Annotated in this window: 16 protein-coding genes; 10 read left to right on the top strand and 6 right to left on the bottom strand. The window is 72.1% G+C overall.

Features of this window, described 5'->3' with window-relative positions:
* Positions 1-10: 10 nt before the first annotated feature.
* Complete coding sequence (locus AB0J71_RS39315; RefSeq protein ID WP_364390380.1) at positions 11-811, top strand: glycerophosphodiester phosphodiesterase family protein; 801 nt, start codon at positions 11-13, stop codon at positions 809-811.
* A 175-nt stretch (positions 812-986) separates the two neighbouring features.
* Positions 987-2,420: an MFS transporter gene (locus AB0J71_RS39310; protein ID WP_352331228.1), complete on the top strand. Its 1,434-nt coding sequence runs from the start codon at positions 987-989 to the stop codon at positions 2,418-2,420.
* A 6-nt stretch (positions 2,421-2,426) separates the two neighbouring features.
* Here AB0J71_RS39310 and AB0J71_RS39305 read toward each other — a convergent pair whose 3' ends face one another.
* Both AB0J71_RS39305 and AB0J71_RS39300 read right to left on the bottom strand, forming a co-directional pair.
* Positions 2,427-2,870 carry a hypothetical protein gene (locus AB0J71_RS39305; protein ID WP_364390382.1) on the bottom strand — a complete coding sequence of 148 codons (444 nt, stop codon included), beginning with the start codon at positions 2,868-2,870 and terminating at the stop codon, positions 2,427-2,429.
* A 113-nt stretch (positions 2,871-2,983) separates the two neighbouring features.
* Positions 2,984-3,463 carry a helix-turn-helix domain-containing protein gene (locus AB0J71_RS39300; protein ID WP_364390384.1) on the bottom strand — a complete coding sequence of 160 codons (480 nt, stop codon included), beginning with the start codon at positions 3,461-3,463 and terminating at the stop codon, positions 2,984-2,986.
* A gap of 33 nt (positions 3,464-3,496) precedes the next feature.
* Here AB0J71_RS39300 and AB0J71_RS39295 point away from each other — a divergent pair, with 33 nt between their 5' ends.
* From AB0J71_RS39295 to AB0J71_RS39285, 3 genes are all read left to right on the top strand, one after another.
* Positions 3,497-3,991 carry a nuclear transport factor 2 family protein gene (locus AB0J71_RS39295; RefSeq protein WP_352324947.1) on the top strand — a complete coding sequence of 165 codons (495 nt, stop codon included), beginning with the start codon at positions 3,497-3,499 and terminating at the stop codon, positions 3,989-3,991.
* Between the two features lie 111 nt (positions 3,992-4,102).
* The gene (locus tag AB0J71_RS39290; protein WP_352324946.1) at positions 4,103-4,717 is read left to right on the top strand and encodes a hypothetical protein; all 615 of its coding nucleotides are present in this window, start codon (positions 4,103-4,105) and stop codon (positions 4,715-4,717) included.
* Positions 4,718-4,870: 153 nt separating this feature from the next.
* Positions 4,871-5,215, top strand: coding sequence for an RNA polymerase-binding protein RbpA (locus tag AB0J71_RS39285; RefSeq protein WP_043625492.1), 345 nt, complete (start codon positions 4,871-4,873; stop codon positions 5,213-5,215).
* A gap of 61 nt (positions 5,216-5,276) precedes the next feature.
* Here AB0J71_RS39285 and AB0J71_RS39280 read toward each other — a convergent pair whose 3' ends face one another.
* Genes AB0J71_RS39280 through AB0J71_RS39265 form a run of 4 tightly spaced genes read right to left on the bottom strand, consistent with a single transcriptional unit; the run spans position 5,277 to position 10,824 of the window.
* Positions 5,277-6,260: a DUF2804 domain-containing protein gene (locus AB0J71_RS39280; RefSeq protein WP_352324944.1), complete on the bottom strand. Its 984-nt coding sequence runs from the start codon at positions 6,258-6,260 to the stop codon at positions 5,277-5,279.
* Positions 6,247-7,953, bottom strand: a complete 1,707-nt coding sequence (locus tag AB0J71_RS39275; protein WP_364419168.1) for a sugar-binding domain-containing protein — start codon at positions 7,951-7,953, stop codon at positions 6,247-6,249. Before AB0J71_RS39275 ends, AB0J71_RS39280 begins: the two co-directional genes overlap by 14 nt.
* Positions 7,950-9,569, bottom strand: a complete 1,620-nt coding sequence (locus AB0J71_RS39270; protein ID WP_364419166.1) for an alpha-amylase family glycosyl hydrolase — start codon at positions 9,567-9,569, stop codon at positions 7,950-7,952. The genes AB0J71_RS39275 and AB0J71_RS39270 overlap by 4 nt, the downstream gene beginning before the upstream one ends.
* A gap of 4 nt (positions 9,570-9,573) precedes the next feature.
* Entirely contained in the window at positions 9,574-10,824 is a 1,251-nt protein-coding gene (locus AB0J71_RS39265) for an MFS transporter (protein ID WP_352324941.1), read from the bottom strand.
* Positions 10,825-10,898: 74 nt separating this feature from the next.
* Here AB0J71_RS39265 and AB0J71_RS39260 point away from each other — a divergent pair, with 74 nt between their 5' ends.
* The 5 genes from AB0J71_RS39260 to AB0J71_RS39240 all read left to right on the top strand — a co-directional run bounded on the left by AB0J71_RS39260 (position 10,899) and on the right by AB0J71_RS39240 (position 15,817).
* On the top strand, positions 10,899-11,534 hold the full coding sequence (locus AB0J71_RS39260) for a TetR/AcrR family transcriptional regulator (RefSeq protein ID WP_352324949.1): 636 nt from the start codon (positions 10,899-10,901) through the stop codon (positions 11,532-11,534).
* Between the two features lie 76 nt (positions 11,535-11,610).
* A complete protein-coding gene (locus AB0J71_RS39255; RefSeq protein WP_364419164.1) occupies positions 11,611-12,735 on the top strand; it encodes an alcohol dehydrogenase catalytic domain-containing protein in 1,125 nt (374 codons plus the stop codon).
* 30 nt (positions 12,736-12,765) lie between these two features.
* Positions 12,766-14,124, top strand: coding sequence for a sugar ABC transporter substrate-binding protein (locus AB0J71_RS39250; protein WP_352324939.1), 1,359 nt, complete (start codon positions 12,766-12,768; stop codon positions 14,122-14,124).
* The gene (locus tag AB0J71_RS39245) at positions 14,121-15,005 is read left to right on the top strand and encodes a sugar ABC transporter permease (protein ID WP_352324938.1); all 885 of its coding nucleotides are present in this window, start codon (positions 14,121-14,123) and stop codon (positions 15,003-15,005) included. The genes AB0J71_RS39250 and AB0J71_RS39245 overlap by 4 nt, the downstream gene beginning before the upstream one ends.
* Positions 14,999-15,817 carry a carbohydrate ABC transporter permease gene (locus tag AB0J71_RS39240; RefSeq protein ID WP_352324937.1) on the top strand — a complete coding sequence of 273 codons (819 nt, stop codon included), beginning with the start codon at positions 14,999-15,001 and terminating at the stop codon, positions 15,815-15,817. Before AB0J71_RS39245 ends, AB0J71_RS39240 begins: the two co-directional genes overlap by 7 nt.
* The last annotated feature ends 5 nt before the right edge of the window (positions 15,818-15,822 follow it).

Raw genomic sequence — 15,822 nt, 5'->3', positions numbered from 1 at the left:
ACACCGGGTCGTGCTCAGCCGTCGTTTCGCCTTTCTCGACCATCCGGGGCCGCTGGCCTTCGCCCACCGCGGCGGCGCGCTGGAGGGCGCCGAGAACTCCCTGGCGGCCTTCGAACGCGCGGTCGCGCTCGGCTACGACTACCTGGAGACCGACGCGCACGCCACCGCCGACGGCGTGCTGCTGGCCTTCCACGACCACACCCTCGACCGGGTGACCGACCGGCGGGGCCGCATCTCCGAGCTGCCCTACCGGGAGGTCCGGCAGGCCCGCATCGCCGGCGTGCACGAGATCCCGCTGCTGGAGGACCTGCTCGGCACCTGGCCGCAGGTGCGCTTCAACATCGACGTCAAGGAGGCGGCGGCCATCGCGCCGCTGGCCGAGGCGGTCCGCCGCACCGACGCCTACGACCGCGTCTGCCTGACCTCCTTCTCCGACGAGCGCCTGGTCATGGCCAGGGCCGCCATGGGCCGCGAGGTGTGCTCGGCGCTCGGCCCGCGCGGGGTGGCCGCGCTGCGGGCCGCCGCCGCCACCTCCGGCTACGGCCGGCTGCTGGCCCGCCTGTCGCGCGCCGGGATCCCGTGCGCGCAGGTGCCGGTGGGCTTCCGCGGCCTGCGCGTCACCACCCGGCGCCTGGTCCGCACGGCCCACGCCATCGGCATGCAGGTGCACGTGTGGACGATCAACGACACCGTCCGCATGGAGCACCTGCTCGACCTCGGCGTCGACGGGATCATGACCGACAACGTCACCGGCCTGCGCGAGGTGCTCGAACGGCGCGGCCTGTGGCACCCGCGCGGCCTGGCGGCCTGACCCGCCCGGCGGTGACCTTCCTCTCCTGAGGTGATCACTGTAAGGTCATGGGCACGACACGTGGACGTGACCCACGACCTGCGAAGATGGGCACTTCGTCAGGCATGACCCCACCCCGTGGCCGGGCCGCGCGAGGCCCCCCGGCCGCCCGGCCGCAGAGGAGCGACACGACACCATGGCCTCCACCGCACCCCCCGCGGCCCTCGACGACTCCCCCGCGGCACGCCGCCGCGAGCAGCGCGGCTGGTACTTCTACGACTGGGCCAACTCGGCCTTCTACACCACGATCATCTCGGTGTTCCTGGGCCCGTACCTGATCCCGGTCGCCAGGACCGCGGCCTGCGCGAAGGACTTCCCCGGCCTCGCGCCCGAGACGTGCGCCTCCCAGTTCGACGCGCTGGTCCTGCGCCACCCCGGCCTGGGGTACGTCGACGTGCTCGGCGCCGACATCAGGCCCGCGGCCTTCTTCGGGCTGACGCTGACGGTGGCGGTGTTCCTGCAGATCGTGTTCCTGCCCATCGTGGGCGCGCTGGCCGACCACACCGGCCGCAAGCGGGAGCTGCTCGGCGGCTTCGCCTACGTCGGCGCGCTGGCCACCATGGGCCTGTACTTCGTCGAGGGCGACCGGTACCTGCTGGGCGGCGTGCTGTTCGTGGTGGCCAACCTGGCCTACGGCTCCTCCGTGGTGGTCTACGACTCCTTCCTGCCGCAGATCTCCACCCCCGAGGAGCGCGACGGGGTCTCCTCGCGCGGCTGGGCGATCGGCTACCTCGGCGGCGGGCTGCTGCTCCTGCTCAACCTGGCGCTGTTCCTGCAGCACGACAGCCTCGGGCTGAGTGAGGGCATGGCGGTGCGCATCAGCATGATGTCGGCCGGCCTGTGGTGGGCGACGTTCACGGTCATCCCGCTGCTGCGGCTGCGCAACCGTCCCGTGGCGGCGCACGAGACCACGGCGCTGCGCTCGGTGCGCGGCAGCTTCCGCCAGCTCGGCCGGACGCTGGCAGAGCTGCGGCGCTACCCGCTGACGCTGCTGTTCCTGGTGGCCTACCTGGTCTACAACGACGGCGTGCAGACGGTCATCGGCAACAGCGCGGCCTTCGCCTCCGAGGCCCTCAAGCTGGGCAAGACCGTACAGATCACGGCGATCCTGATGGTGCAGTTCGTGGCGTTCTTCGGGGCGCTGCTGCTGGGGTGGCTGGCGCGCAGTTTCGGCACCAAGCGCACGGTGCTGGCCAGCCTGGTGGTGTGGACCGGGATCGTGGTGGTGGCGATGTTCGTCGGCGAGGGGCAGGCGCTGCAGTTCTACCTGATGGCCTTCGCCATCGCCATCGTGCTGGGCGGCACGCAGGCGTTGTCGCGGTCGTTGTTCTCGCAGGTGATCCCGAAGGGGCGGGAGGCGGAGTACTTCAGCCTGCTGCAGATCAGCGACAAGGGCTCGGCGTTCATCGGATCGCTGACCGTGACGATCGCGCTGCAGGTCACCAACAGCTACCGGATCGCCATCGTGTCCATGATCATATTCTTCGTGGCGGGCTTCGTGCTGCTCGCCCTGACGAACCTGCCCAAGGCCATCAGGGCGGCCGGCAACGAGGTCCCCGCGGGGATCTGAGGCCCGTCAGGGGCCGTACCGGCGCGAGAGCCAGTACGAGGCGCCCACCAGCGCGCCGGTGCCTAGGATGGCCAGCAGCACCAGCGGGCCGGCGTGCCCGCCGCCGGTCAGGGCGCCGCTCTCCAGCCGGATCTCAGCCCGCTCCGGAGCCCGCTCCGGGCGGGTGACGGGCTCGGCCGGCCGGGAGTCGCGGGCCTCCAGGCCGGGGATGGCCTCGACGTCGTCGTCCCGGCGCGGGGCGTGGGCCTGTCTCCTGGCCGGTTCGCGCCGCCCGGACCGGGGGGCCGCGCGGTCGTCGTCGTCATCGTCGCCGCCGTCCTCGTCGTGGACGGCCACGACGAGCGCCGGAGGCGGGCCGGCCGCCGCCTGGGCCGGAAGCAGCGTCCCTCCCCCGACGAGGACGAACGCGAGCGCGGCGGCCGCCGCGGAGCAGCGTGGCACGAGATCCATCTACGCCTCCTGATCGACGTCGCGGTTCCCTCAGCCTGCGGGGCCGCCGTGGGGCGGCCGTGAGCGGGCCATGAGAGTCCTCTCACGAAGGGTCGCGCGTCAAACACCTGGCGTCACAGATCGGCGGCGAGCACCATGGTGCCCGGCCCCCGGGCGGCTCCGGGACCGGGCATCGGCAGCACGGTCTCGGCCGTGGCCTCGCCGCCGCAGTGGGGGCAGGTGACGACGGGCGTGAACTCCCGCCCGCAGGAGTGGACGAGCAGCGCGGGCGGCCCGCCGGGCGGGGTGGACCACCGGTCGCCCCAGGCCATGAGCGTCAGCAGGGCTGGCACGACGTCACGCCCCGCTTCGGTCAGCAGGTATTCGTGGCGCACCGGACGCTCCTGGTAGGGCCGTTTCTCCACGACCCCCGTGGCGACGAGATGGTCGAGCCGGCGGGCCAGCAGGTTGCGCGAGATGCCGAGGTCCGTGGCGAGGTCGTCGAACCTGCGCAGGCCGAGGAACAGGTCGCGCAGGATCAGCGGCGTCCAGGGCTCGCCGATGACGCCGACGGCCTGGGCGATGGAGCAGTGCATCTCACCGAACCTGTTCATGCACCCATGATAGTCGGTTGATATTGTGAACCCATGACAGTTCACATTCAGGACTCACCAGCCGGCGCCTACCGCCGGGCCGGCGAGGCGCACGACGTCCAGGCGCTCAAGGCCACCCTCGCCGACGGCGTGGTGTTCCACTCGCCGCTGAGCTACCGGGCCAGGTTCGAGGGCCTGACACAGGTGGGAGCGCTGTTCGAAGCCGTCTTCGACGTGCTGTCGGACCTGCGCTACCGCAGCGACATCGGCGACGGCCGCACCCGCATGCTCACGGCGACCGCCCGGGTGGGCCGCCAGCCGCTGAACGAGGTGGCCCAGCTCGAACTGGACGACGACGGCCTGGTCCGGGAGATCACCATGTGGATCAGGCCACTGCCGGGCTTGACCGCGCTGATGGCCGCCCTGGGCCCCCGCATCGCCAGGGACAAGGGCAGGCCGGGCCTTCCGCTGCTGGTGGGGGCGGCCTCCGCGCCGCTGGCCGCGATGACCAGGTTCGGCGACCGGACCCTGGTGCCGCTGCTGGCCTGACACCCGAATGCGGCCATCGCCCCAAAGAGAGAGCAGTGCTCTTGACACAGAACCCCTGTCACGAGAGCATTGCTCTCACAACAGAGCGATGCCCTCAACCAGGAGTTGTCCATGGCCTCCCCCCGCCTCACCTCCGCCGCCTTCGCCCTCGGCGGCGTGCTGCTGTTCGTCTACCCGCTGGTGCGGCCGTCCGGTGACGACGCCGTCGCCATGGCCTCGACCGCGTGGGTCACCGGCCATGTGGCCGCGATGCTCGGGTTCGTGCTGCTCGGGCTGGGCACGCTCGGGCTGCACCAGGTGCTCGGCGACCGTCTGTCGCTGCGCGCGGCCGCGGTGACCTGGGCCGGCGCCGGCCTGACACTCCCCTACTACGGGGCCGAGGACTTCGGCCTGCACGTGATCGCGCAACGTTCCCTGCGCGACGGCACTCCCGCGCTGATGGAACTGGCCGAGCGGTTCCGCTTCGACCCGCTGGCGATCACGCTGTTCGCCGCCGGGCTGGCGTTGCTGGGCGTCGGCACGGTGATGGCGGCCGTGGCGGTGTGGCGTTCGGGGATGCTGCCCAAGGGGGCCGGGACGGCGCTCGCGCTGGGTCTGGCGCTGTTCATCCCGCAGTTCTTCGGCCCGTACCCGGTGCGGATCGCGCACGGGGCGCTCATCATGATCGGCGCGTTGTGGCTGGCGGCGAGCCTGCTCAGAGCCCCGCGGACGACCGCCGCGGCCTGAGGAAGGAGCGCCGGTGGGAGCGGGCTCGAATACCCGAGGCCCCAAGCGCGATTGGATCACCCCGCGGGTGGGAATCCCATCACGGTACCAAGCGTTAGACACCGTGGGAGACAGACCCCCCACGTATGGGGGCCCTGTAGGAGGCATTTAGACATGGGCGAGCGCGCGCTTCGTGGCACCCGGCTCGGGGCAACCAGCTACGAGAACGACCGTAACACGGATCTGGCCCCACGCCAGGAGGTGTCCTACACCTGTCCTAAGGGCCATCGCTTCGAGGTTCCGCTTGCCGCCGAGGCCGAGATCCCCGCGACCTGGGAGTGCCGCATGTGCGGCGCGACCGCGGTGCGGGTCGACGGTGAGCAGCCGGAGTCGAAGAAGACCAAGCCCCCACGGACTCATTGGGACATGCTGCTGGAGCGGCGGTCCATCGAGGATCTGGAAGAGGTGCTCAACGAGAGGCTCGCGGTCTTGCGCGCCCAGCGCCGCAAGAGCGCCTGACCACTTCTCACGGTGAAAACCCCCGGGCGACGCCCGGGGGTTTTGCTGTGCCCGGCCCCCGCTACCAGCGCTGACGCGCCTCCTCGGCCCAGCCGGTGAGGCCGTCGAGGTCCACCCACGCGCCGTCGTCGTCCTGGACGCGGCCGGAGAAGTGGCCGAAGCACTGGTGGGTCTCGCCGGCCACCACGCCCAGCTGGGTACGGGCCACCTTCTCGTGGAACGGCCGGAACTCCACCTCGACCCGCGGGCCGGTGATCCGCCAGGGGCGCAGCCAGTCGCCGCGGTCGTAGGCCCACTCCAGCTCGTCGCCGATCTTGTGCAGCCGGCCGCCGGTGAACAGGGCGTTCTCGGTGACGCCGGTGCCGTCGGTCCACTTGCCGCCGAGCTGGACGGACCGGCCGGGCCCGCTGCCGGCCGCCCAGTTCCAGGTGACCGCGTACGGCCACTTGCCCCGGCCGTGGTCGAGCACCGCGAAGGAGTCCGCGGGGTCGATCGCGAACTCGTCCGGGCCCAGGCGCAGGCGTCCGCGCGCCGGGCGGCCGACGTCCTTGACCGTGTACTGGAACCGGTTCGGCCCCCAGGGGACGACGACGCCGAGCGACTCGTGGCCCTGCGGCAGCGGCACCTCCAGGTCGATCCGCACGCCGGGGGCGGCGGCGCGGATGACGGTGGCGGCCGGGTCCTGCCGGATGTCGATCGTCAGCCCGCCGCCGCGCACGGACACCGTGCCGGCGCCGCTGCGGTCGGGGAAGACGGCGCCGCGGGCCAGCGGCACGACGACGTCCTTGGCGAACTCCGCGCCGGTGGCCCGGTCGAGCACGTAGACGCCGTGCACCCCGGCGTAGTCCAGTGAGGAGGCCACCAGGCCGATGATGTGGGAGGGGGTGACGACGCCCCAGTACTCCCAGCGCTTGCGCCGTCCCCAGCCGCGCAGGTTGGCCCGGTGCAGCGGCGTGCGGGTCCAGCCGACCGCGGCCGGGTTCAGCCGCCCGCCGGGCAGGCACAGGTCGGCGGGGGCGGTGAGCTCCCGTTCATGGGTGGTCATGGAAGGCGAGCCTCCTCGTGACGGAGCGGATGAGGTCGGCGGGCAGCTTCAGCTCGGCCCGGTCGTAGGTGAGCAGGCCGTTCAGCTCGTCCTCGACGTCGGAGAGCTGGGTGTAGACGGTGGCGCTCAGGCCCTTGCGGATGGCCGGGACGATCTGCTCCTCGTGCAGCCGGACGAACGCCGCGCCCAGCTCGTCGGCGGTGCGGTAACGGCGGTAGCCGAACTCCTTCTCGCCCCAGGTGTGGCCTTCGACGGCCAGGCTGTAGCCACCGTACTCCGTCAGGGCCAGGACGCGGCCGTCCGGGCGGGGCGGGCGGAAACGGCGGAAGTAGACGTGCAGGCTGTGCAGGTCGCCCGCGCGCTGGTCGTGCCAGCCGCTGGCGTGGTCGATCGTGCGGGTGGGGTCCAGCCGGGCCAGCTCGCCGGCGATCCGCGCGGCGTCGAACTGGCCCCAGCCCTCGTTGAACGGCACCCAGACCGCCAGCGCGACCACGTTGCGCAGGTGCTCGACGGTCTCGCGCAGCTCGGCCTCGAACGCGGCCCGCCCGGCGGCGTCGGCTCGTCCGAAGCGGCGGTGGCGGCGGTCGTCCAGGCGCAGCGGCAGCAGCGCGGGGGTGGTGACGACCAGCGGCCGGTAGGTCTGGCCGCCGTTGACCAGGTCCTGCCAGACGAGCATGCCGAGCCGGTCGCAGTGGTGGTACCAGCGCAGCGGCTCGATCTTGATGTGCTTGCGCAGCATCGTGAAGCCGAGCTGTTTCATCATGACGATGTCGTCGACCATGGCCTCGTCGGAGGGCGGCGTGTAGAGGCCGTCGGGCCAGTAGCCCTGGTCGAGGATCCCGGCGTGGAAGTACGGCCGGCCGTTCAGCAGCAGCCGGGGCACGCCGTCGGCGTCCGGGCCGACGGAGAAGGAGCGCATGCCGACGTAGCCGCGGACGTGGTCCTCGCCGAGCGAGACGGTCACGTCGTACAGGAAGGGGTCCTCGGGGGTCCACGGGCGCGCGCCGGGCAGCGGGACGCGCACCGGCCGCCCGGCGGGGACGGTGGCCCGGCCCGCCACCTGCCCGCCGGCGAGGATCTCGACCTCGGCCTCGCCGCCCGCGGCGTGCACGGTCACCTCGATGCACTCCTCGGCGAGCACGGGGGTCAGCGTGAGCCGTTCCACGTGCAGTCCGGGCACGCGCTCGGCCCAGACGGTCTGCCAGATGCCCGACTGGGCGGTGTACCAGATGCCGCCGCGGCGCAGCCGCTGCTTGCCGCGCGACCGCCAGCTGGTGTCGCTGTCGTCCTGGACGGCCACGTCGAGGGTGTTGACGCCCTCGGTCAGCGCGTCGGTGACGTCGAAGGAGAACGGCAGGTAGCCGCCGCTGTGGCCGCCGACCTCGACGTCGTTGACCCACACCCGGCAGGTCTGGTCGACGGCGCCGAAATGCAGGATCACCCGCCCGCCCGCGGGCCCGGCGGGCGGCCGGAAGGTGCGGCGGTACCACAGCGTCTTCCCCGGCAGCAGCTGCCGGCCGACCCCGGACAGCGGCGCCTCCGGCGAGTACGGCACGAGGATGTCGCCGTCGTAGGCCCCGGGCCGCGAGCCGTCGTTGATCGCGTACTGCCAGCGGCCGTTGAGGTTGACGTAGCTGTCGCGGACGAGCTGGGGCCGGGGGTACTCCGGCAGCGGGATCGGGTCGCCGGTCACGACAGCCACACCGCCGTGTCGGCGGGCAGGACGCCGCCGTCCAGGGGGCCGCTGGCCAGCAGGACGTCGTGGTGCGGCGGCAGCGGCACCGCGTCCGGGCCGAAGTTGACCATGAGGGTGAAGCCGGGCTCGCGGGTGAGGGCCAGCACGCCGGGCGGGGCGTCGAGCCAGGTCAGGTCGCCGTCGCCGAGCGCGGGATGCTCCCGGCGCAGGGCGATGGCGGCGCGGTGGAGGTTGAGGGTGGAGCCGGGGTCGTCCCGCTGGGCGGCGACGGTGAGGTGCGCCCAGTCGGCCGGCTGGGGCAGCCAGGTGCCGCCCGGCCCGAACCCGTACGGCGAGGACGTGCCCGACCAGGGCAGCGGCACGCGGCAGCCGTCCCTGCCGATGAAGGCGCGGCCGGTGCGCTCGAACATCGGGTCCTGCCGCGCCTGCGCCGGCATGTCGAGATATTCGGGCAGGCCGAGCTCGTCGCCCTGGTAGAGGTAGGCGGCGCCGGGCAGGGCGAGCAGCAGCAGCGTCGCGGCGCGGGCCCGCCTGCGGCCGAGCTCGTGGTCGACGGCGACCCTGCCGAGCAGCACGTCGGCGGTGGGGGCGCGGACGAGGTCCTGGTCGATGCCGAACCTGGTCGCCATCCGCGGCACGTCGTGGTTGCCCAGCACCCAGGGGATCGACCCGCCCGTCTCGCGGGCCAGCCGGTGCGACTCCTCGATCACCGCGCGGAACTCCGCTGCCGACCACGGCAGGGGCATCAGGCGGAAGTTGAACAGCTGGGCCAGGCCGTCGCCGGTGAGGTAGGGCCGGGCCTGGGCGGGGTCGGCGAACCAGATCTCGGCCACCGTGCCGCGCGGCCCGGGGTAGGCGGCCAGGATCTCGCGCCAGGACCGGTACAGCTCCAGCAGCTCGGGCTGGTGCTCGTACGGCACCGCGGACCGTCCGGGCGCCAGCGGCGCGCCCTGGCTGCCGGGGACGACGTCGGGCAGGCCGTCCTCCTTGAACAGCATGGCGGCCACGTCGATGCGGAACCCGGACACGCCGCGGTCCAGCCAGAACCGCAGCACGTCCTCGAACATGGCGGTGACGCCGGGGTGCCGCCAGTTCCAGTCGGGCTGGGCGGAGTCGAACAGGTGCAGGTACCACTGGCCGTCGGGGGTCTGGGTCCAGGCCGGGCCGCCGAACATGGACTGCCAGTTGTTGGGCTCGTCGCGGAAGAGGAACCACTCGCGCTCGGGGCTGCCGGGGCCGGCCGCCAGCGCCTGCCGGAAGCGCGGGTGGGCGGCCGAGCAGTGGTTGGGCACGATGTCGACGATGACCTTGATGTCCCGGGCGGCGGCCGCGGCCACGTAGGCGTCGAAGTCGGCCAGCGTGCCGTAGCGGGGGTCCACGTCGGTGTGGTCGGCGACGTCGTAGCCGCCGTCGGCCAGCGGCGAGGGGTAGAACGGGCTCAGCCAGACGGCGTCCACGCCCAGGTCGGCCAGGTGGTCCAGGCGGGCCAGCGCGCCGGGCAGGTCGCCCTGGCCGTCGCCGTCGGCGTCGGCGAAGCTGCGGGGGTAGATCTGGTAGACGACGGCGTCACGCCACCAGGCGTCGCCGTCGAAGACTGCCAGACCGTCGGACACTGCTTTATCGGACACTGCGGATTCTCCAGATGAGGCAGGCGCCGAGCGCGGCGAAGGCCGCCGCGACGGCGTACATGAGCGGGTAGCCGCCCGCGGAGGTGACCAGGGGCGCGGCGATGACCGGCCCGAACGTGCTGGAGGCGGAGTTGGCCAGGCTGACGATCCCCAGGTCCTTGCCGCGGTCGGCGTCGGCGGGCAGGAGCTGGGTGACCATGGCCTGGTCCACGGCGGCGAACATGCCGTAGCCGGCGCCGAGCAGGACGCTGGCGGCGATCGCGGCGGGCCAGCTGGTCAGGAAGGTCAGCACGAGCCCGGAGGCGGCCATCGTGAGCCCGCCGACGAAGACGGCCGTGCGGCGGTTGCCGAACCGGTCCGACAACCAGCCCGCGACCAGGGTGGGCGCGACGCTGCTCAGCGTGAAGACCGCGACCAGCACCACGACGCCCTGCTCGACGGTGGAGCCGGGGAAGAGCGCCTCGTAGCCGACGCCGTCGCGCAGGTAGTACTGCAGGTAGCCGATCGCCATGGCCAGGGTGAGGGTGATCAGGAAGCGGCTCAGCCAGGCCCAGGCGAAGTCGGGGTGCCTGCGCGGGCTCACCTTGAAGCTGCGCAGCAGCGAGCGCGGCCCGAACGGCGGCAGGTCGGCCGGCGCGCTCGCGGGTTCCTTGGTGAACAGGCTGAACGGCAGCACCAGCAGCAGCACCAGGACGGCCATCGCCAGGAACCCGGCCTGCGAGCCGGTCGCCACGACGGTGACCACGACGCCGCCCAGCAGCGGCCCGGCGAGCTGGCCCACGCCCGCCAGCGCCGAGGCCTTGCCCCGCTGGCTGATCGGCACCTGGTCGGGCACGGTGGCGATGGCGGTGGCCAGGGCGGCGGTGAAGGCGAGCTGGGCGACCGCCCAGCCGACGACCAGCCCGGCCAGGGAGTCCTGGCGGGACAGGAAGACCAGGGACGCGGCGCAGACCAGCGCGCCGCCCGCGATCCAGGGGCGGCGCCGGCCCATCCGGGCGCGGGTGCGGTCGGAAAGAGCTCCGAACAGCGGGTTGGCCACGATCGTGCAGACGGCGGCGACGGCGAACACCACCGCCAGCGACGCCTCCTTGTGCTGCGGATCGATGCGTGCCACGTGGGAGGGGAGCAGGATCTGGTTCCCGACGGTCATCGCCATGATGACCCCCATCTGGGCCAGCGCCAGCAGAGACATCCAGCCCGCGGACACCCGTCTGTCAGGCGCGAGGCGCGGTTCGGCCATGCAGGTCCTCCCTGGGGGGAACGTGAGAGGATGTCACGTTAGAACATGACAGGTCGTTATGTTAAGACTTGTTCGTGGAGAACCCCGGCATCCGGCGGCGACCGGTCCAGCGACGCAGCATCGACAGGGTCGAACGCATCCTCGACGCCTGCGCCCGGCTGCTGGACGAGGTCGGCCTGGACGCCCTGACGATCTCCGACGTCGCCAGGAGCGCCGGTGTGCCCTCCGGCACGATCTACCAGTTCTTCGACGGCAAGCCGGGCATGCTGCGCGAGCTGGCGCTGCGCAACCTGGAGGTGCTGCTGGCCCGGCTGCGGGCCAGGGTCGCCGAGGAGCCGCCGCTGACCTGGCCGCGGGCGGCGGAGCTGGTGCTGGCCGAGACGGTGGAGATGCGCAGGAGCGTGCCGGGCTTCACCGTGGTCGACTTCGCCGACACCCGGCCGGGCGGCCCGTCGTTCCTGCCCGCCGGGCGGGTGCGGGAGAGCGGGGACGTGCTGGCCGAGCGGCTCTACCACTTCGCGCTGGAGGAGGCGGGGCTGCCGGCGCTGCCGGATCCGTACCGGGTGATGCGGCTGGCGATCCAGTCCACGGCGGCGGTGTTGTACCTGACGTTCTCCGCGACGCCGCAGGGCGATCCGGCCATGATCGAGCAAGGACGCAGGCTGCTGCGGGCCTACTTCGTGGACGTGGCCTCAGAAACATTCCGGTAACAAGGATTGACCATACAAAACCGGACGAACTAGCGTCTTCCACATTCTATAGAAAGCAGAATGCAGGAGGCGGTGCATGGACGCGACGGCACGCGCGGCGATCGTCACCGACGTCGCGGGAGCGGTGGAGGTGCGCGAGTACGGCCTGCCGCAGCCCGGTCCGGGAGAGTTCGTCCTGGAGGTCGAGCTGTGCGGCATGTGCGGCACGGACGCCCACATCTACCGGGGCCGGCTGGCCAGCGTGCGGTTCCCCGCGCTGCTCGGGCACGAGATCGTCGGCCGGCTGGCCGCGCTCGGCGACGGCGTCGCGACCGACCACGCGGGCCGGCCGGTGGCCGTCGGCGACCGGGTCGGCGTCTTCCCGTCGCTGAGCTGCGGCCGGTGCTTCGAGTGCCAGGTGCGCCGCAGGCCGGGCAGTTGCCCGGACCGGCGGCCGTCCTACGGGTTCGCCTCCCCCGCCGACCGGCCGCCGTACCTGACCGGCGGCTTCGCCACCCACCTGTACGCCTCGAACGCGGGCACGGTGTTCTACCGGACCGAGCTGCCCGCCGAGGTCGCCGTGCTGCAGGAGCCGCTGTCGGTGGCCCTGCACGGCGTGGAACGTTCCGCGATCCGGATCGGCTCCACCGTCGTGGTCCAGGGGGTCGGCGCGATCGGCCTGATGGCCGTGGTCGCCGCCCGCGCCGCCGGGGCGGCCAGGGTGGTCGCCGTCGGCGCGCCGGGCGCCCGCCTGGAGCTGGCCGCGCTGCTCGGCGCGGACACCGTCGTCGGCCTCGGCGAAGGACCCGCCGGGCGCCGCCGGGCGGTGTTCGACGCACTGGGACGCGCGGGCGCCGACGCCGTCATCGGCACCGCGGGCTCGCCCGAGGCGTTCACCGAGGCGCTCGGCCTGGTCGCCGACGGCGGCGTGCTGGCCGAGCTGGGCAACTTCACCGACCGCGGCGCCGTCCCCGTCAATCCCTACAGCGACCTGCTCAAGCGGGACCTCACCATCGCCGGCGTCTACGGCGCCGGCCCCGACATGCAGCGCCGCTACCACCAGGCGCTGACGATCCTGGAACGCGGCGGCAGCCCCTTCGAGCGCGTGGTCAGCCACCGCGTGCCGCTCGGCCGGGTCCGCGAGGCGCTCGAGGCCCTGGGCTCGGGCCACCCGCTGGACGGCCGGGACGTCGTCAAGCTCGCCGTCGACCCCTCCGCCTGAAATCCCCCATTCCCCTCCGGGAGGACACCCGTGTTGACCAACACCCGGCTCGTCACGGCCGCGGCCGTGCTCGCGCTCAGCGTCGCCGCCTGCGGCTCGTCGTCGCAGGAGGTCCCGGCCGACGGCGGCGGCCTCGGCACGGCGCAGGCCCCGGTGTCGATCCGCGTGATCGCCAACGACGCCTTCGCCAAGCAGTGGCAGGACAAGCTCGTGCCGGAGTTCGCCAAGAAGCACCCGAACATCAAGGTCACCGTCGACGGCATCCCCTACAACGACCAGCTGCCCAAGACGATGCTGGAGCTGACCGGCACCACCGCCACCTACGACGTGGTGCTCGCCGACGACCCCTGGCTGCCGCAGCTGGCCAAGACCGGCGCCCTGTACGACCTCAAGGGCCCCGAGCTGGCCAAGTGGAACGACCCCGGCTACGACTGGGCCGACTTCAACCCCTCGCCGCTGGCCGCCGGGGAATGGGAGGGCAAGCAGTACGCCGTGCCCGTGCGCTCCAACCTGCTGCTGATGTTCTACAACAAGTCGCTGTACAAGAAGGCCGGCGTGGCCGAGCCGACCGCCGAGACCACCTGGGAGCAGTACTTCAAGGACGCCCCCAAACTCGTCCAGGACACCGACGGCGACGGCAGGACCGACTCCTGGGCCGTGGGCACGTACTTCACCAAGGACCCGCTCACCCCCACCGTGTGGCAGACCGTGCTCAACTCCGACGGCGGCAAGATCCTGGACGGCACGAAGGTCGCCTTCGGCGGCCCCGCGGGCGTCAAGGCCCTGCAGACGCAGGTGGACCTGCTCAAGTACGCGCCGCCCGGGGCGAGCACGTACCAGTTCAACGAGCCGCTGGAGGCCTTCCGGCAGGGCAAGACGGCCACCATGTTCATGTGGGGCAGCGTCTACAAGGGCACCGCCGTGGACAAGGAGACCACCACCCTGACCCCTGAGCAGGTGGGCCTCACCACCCTGCCCGCCGGATCGACCGCGCCGGGCGCCCACCGCGGGATCTGGACGGCGGGCATCTCCAAGAAGTCCACGCACCCGGCCGCCGCCTGGACCTGGCTGCAGTGGGTGACCTCCAAGGAGGGCGAGCAGTTCACCGGCAAGGCGTTCGGCACCTTCCCCGCCCGCAACTCCAGCCTCGACGGCACGCCGCCGGCCGAGTGGGCCGTCCCGGTCTACAAGGCGCTCAAGGACGGCTACGAGGTCGTCTCCAAGGGTGAGATGTGGCGGCCCAGGCTCCCGGAGTCCGACGCCGTGCAGCAGATCCTGGCGCTGCAGACCAGCCGGGCCATGTCCGGGCAGGCCACCGCGCAGCAGGCGATCGACCAGGCCGCCAAGGAGATCGGCGACCTGCTGACGTCCAAGGGCTACAACCAGTGAGGCGTGCCCGACTGGGAGAGCCGGGCACGGCCTGGCTCTTCCTGGCCCCCGCCCTGCTGCTGCTGGCGGGCATGCTGCTCTACCCGATCCTCTACACGGCCTGGGTGAGCGTGTCCGACTTCGACCTGGCCTCCTTCCAGCCGTCCGGGTGGGTCGGCTGGCGGCACTACGAGGCCGTGCTGCGCGATCCGGGCTTCCTGGACTCGCTCCGGGTCACCGGCGTCTACCTGGTGATCGCGCTGCCGTTGCAGATGGTGCTCGGGTTCGCCATCGCGTTCCTGCTCAACGTCGCCTGGCGGGGGCGGGGCGTGCTGCGCGCCCTGTTCCTCATCCCGATGGTGGTGGCGCCGGTGGTCGCCGGCGGCGTGTGGCGGATGTTGCTCGACCCGCTGTGGGGCGTGGTCAACTACGCCCTCGGCCTGGTCGGCGTCGGGCCCGTCGAGTGGATCGGCGACCCGGCGCTGGCCATGGTCAGCCTGATCGTCATCGACACCTGGCGCTGGACGCCGTTCGTGGTGCTCATCGCCTCGGCCGGGATCATGGCACTGCCCGGCGACGTGTACGAGGCCGCCCGCTCCGACGGCGCCGGCCGCTGGGCGATCCTGCGGCGCATCACGCTGCCGCTGCTGGTGCCGGTGATGGCCGCCGCGTTCGTGGTGCGCTGGCTGGGCGCGGTCAAGATGTTCGACATCGCGCTGGCCGCGACCAGGGGCGGGCCGGGCAACTCGACCAACGTCATCAACCTCTACATCTACGAGAAGGGGTTCCGGAGCCTGGAGTTCGGCTCGGCCTCCTCGATGGCGACGATCGTCCTGGTCCTGACGATGCTGATCACCTTTGTCCTGTTCCGCGTGACCCGGCGTCTGGAGAACCGATGGTGAGACGGTACGCGGCCGTCACGGGGGCCGTCCTGGTGACGCTGGCCTTCCTGTTCCCCGTGCTCTACATGGTCTCGATCTCGTTCAAGCTGCCCAGGGACATCTTCACGGTGCCGCCGCGCTGGCTGAGCGAGTTCACCCTCGACAACTACGTCAGCTACTTCCAGCAGGCGCGCATCCTGCCCCGCATGGTCAACACGGTCATCGTGGCGGCCGGCGCCTCGGCCATCTCCATGGTCGCCGGCTCGATGGCCGGGTACGCGCTGTCGCGGCTGCGGATGCGCGGCGCGGGCGTGGTGGGCGGGCTGATCCTGGCCTCGCGCGCGGTGCCGCCGATCGCGCTGGTGGTGCCGCTGTTCCTGGTGGCCAGGAAGCTCGGGCTGACCGACCAGTACATCACCGTGATCCTGGCGTACGTGACCTTCCTGGTGCCGTACGTGGTGTGGCTGATGCGGGCCTTTTTCCGCGGGCTGCCCAAGGAGCTGGAGGAGGCGGCGATGATCGACGGCTGCTCGCGGTTCGGGGCGTTCTTCCGGATCATCGTGCCGACGAGCCTGACCGGCCTGGTCTCGACGTTGATCTTCTGCATCATCCTGGCCTGGGAGGAACTGCTGTTCGCGCTGATCCTCACCAACGACCGGGCGGTCACCATCCCCGTCGCCATCGCCGGGATCGCGGCCGACACCGAGAAGGGCGGGATGTGGGGGCCGCTGGCCGCGGTCGGCGTGCTGACCGTGCTGCCCGTGGTGGTCTTCGCGCTGCTGGTGCAGAAGTACCTGATCAAGGGTCTCGCGGACGGCGCGACCAAGGGGTGAGGAGC

This window comes from Nonomuraea sp. NPDC049637 (assembly GCF_040675235.1).
In the GTDB taxonomy this organism is placed as follows: domain Bacteria; phylum Actinomycetota; class Actinomycetes; order Streptosporangiales; family Streptosporangiaceae; genus Nonomuraea.
Note: the sequence above shows the minus strand (reverse complement) of the source record. Positions and strands in the feature narration are given on the sequence as shown.

Bases quoted from the DNA above. Each gene is read 5' to 3' on its own strand.
- AB0J71_RS39240 (WP_352324937.1), top strand. From the start codon at position 14,999: ATGGTGAGACGGTACGCGGCCGTCACGGGGGCCGTCCTGGTGACGCTG.
- AB0J71_RS39300 (WP_364390384.1), bottom strand. From the start codon at position 3,463: ATGAACAGGTTCGGTGAGATGCACTGCTCCATCGCCCAGGCCGTCGGC.
- AB0J71_RS39295 (WP_352324947.1), top strand. From the start codon at position 3,497: ATGACAGTTCACATTCAGGACTCACCAGCCGGCGCCTACCGCCGGGCC.
- AB0J71_RS39305 (WP_364390382.1), bottom strand. From the start codon at position 2,870: ATGGATCTCGTGCCACGCTGCTCCGCGGCGGCCGCCGCGCTCGCGTTC.
- AB0J71_RS39255 (WP_364419164.1), top strand. From the start codon at position 11,611: ATGGACGCGACGGCACGCGCGGCGATCGTCACCGACGTCGCGGGAGCG.
- AB0J71_RS39280 (WP_352324944.1), bottom strand. From the start codon at position 6,260: ATGACCACCCATGAACGGGAGCTCACCGCCCCCGCCGACCTGTGCCTG.
- AB0J71_RS39290 (WP_352324946.1), top strand. From the start codon at position 4,103: ATGGCCTCCCCCCGCCTCACCTCCGCCGCCTTCGCCCTCGGCGGCGTG.
- AB0J71_RS39265 (WP_352324941.1), bottom strand. From the start codon at position 10,824: ATGGCCGAACCGCGCCTCGCGCCTGACAGACGGGTGTCCGCGGGCTGG.
- AB0J71_RS39285 (WP_043625492.1), top strand. From the start codon at position 4,871: ATGGGCGAGCGCGCGCTTCGTGGCACCCGGCTCGGGGCAACCAGCTAC.
- AB0J71_RS39310 (WP_352331228.1), top strand. From the start codon at position 987: ATGGCCTCCACCGCACCCCCCGCGGCCCTCGACGACTCCCCCGCGGCA.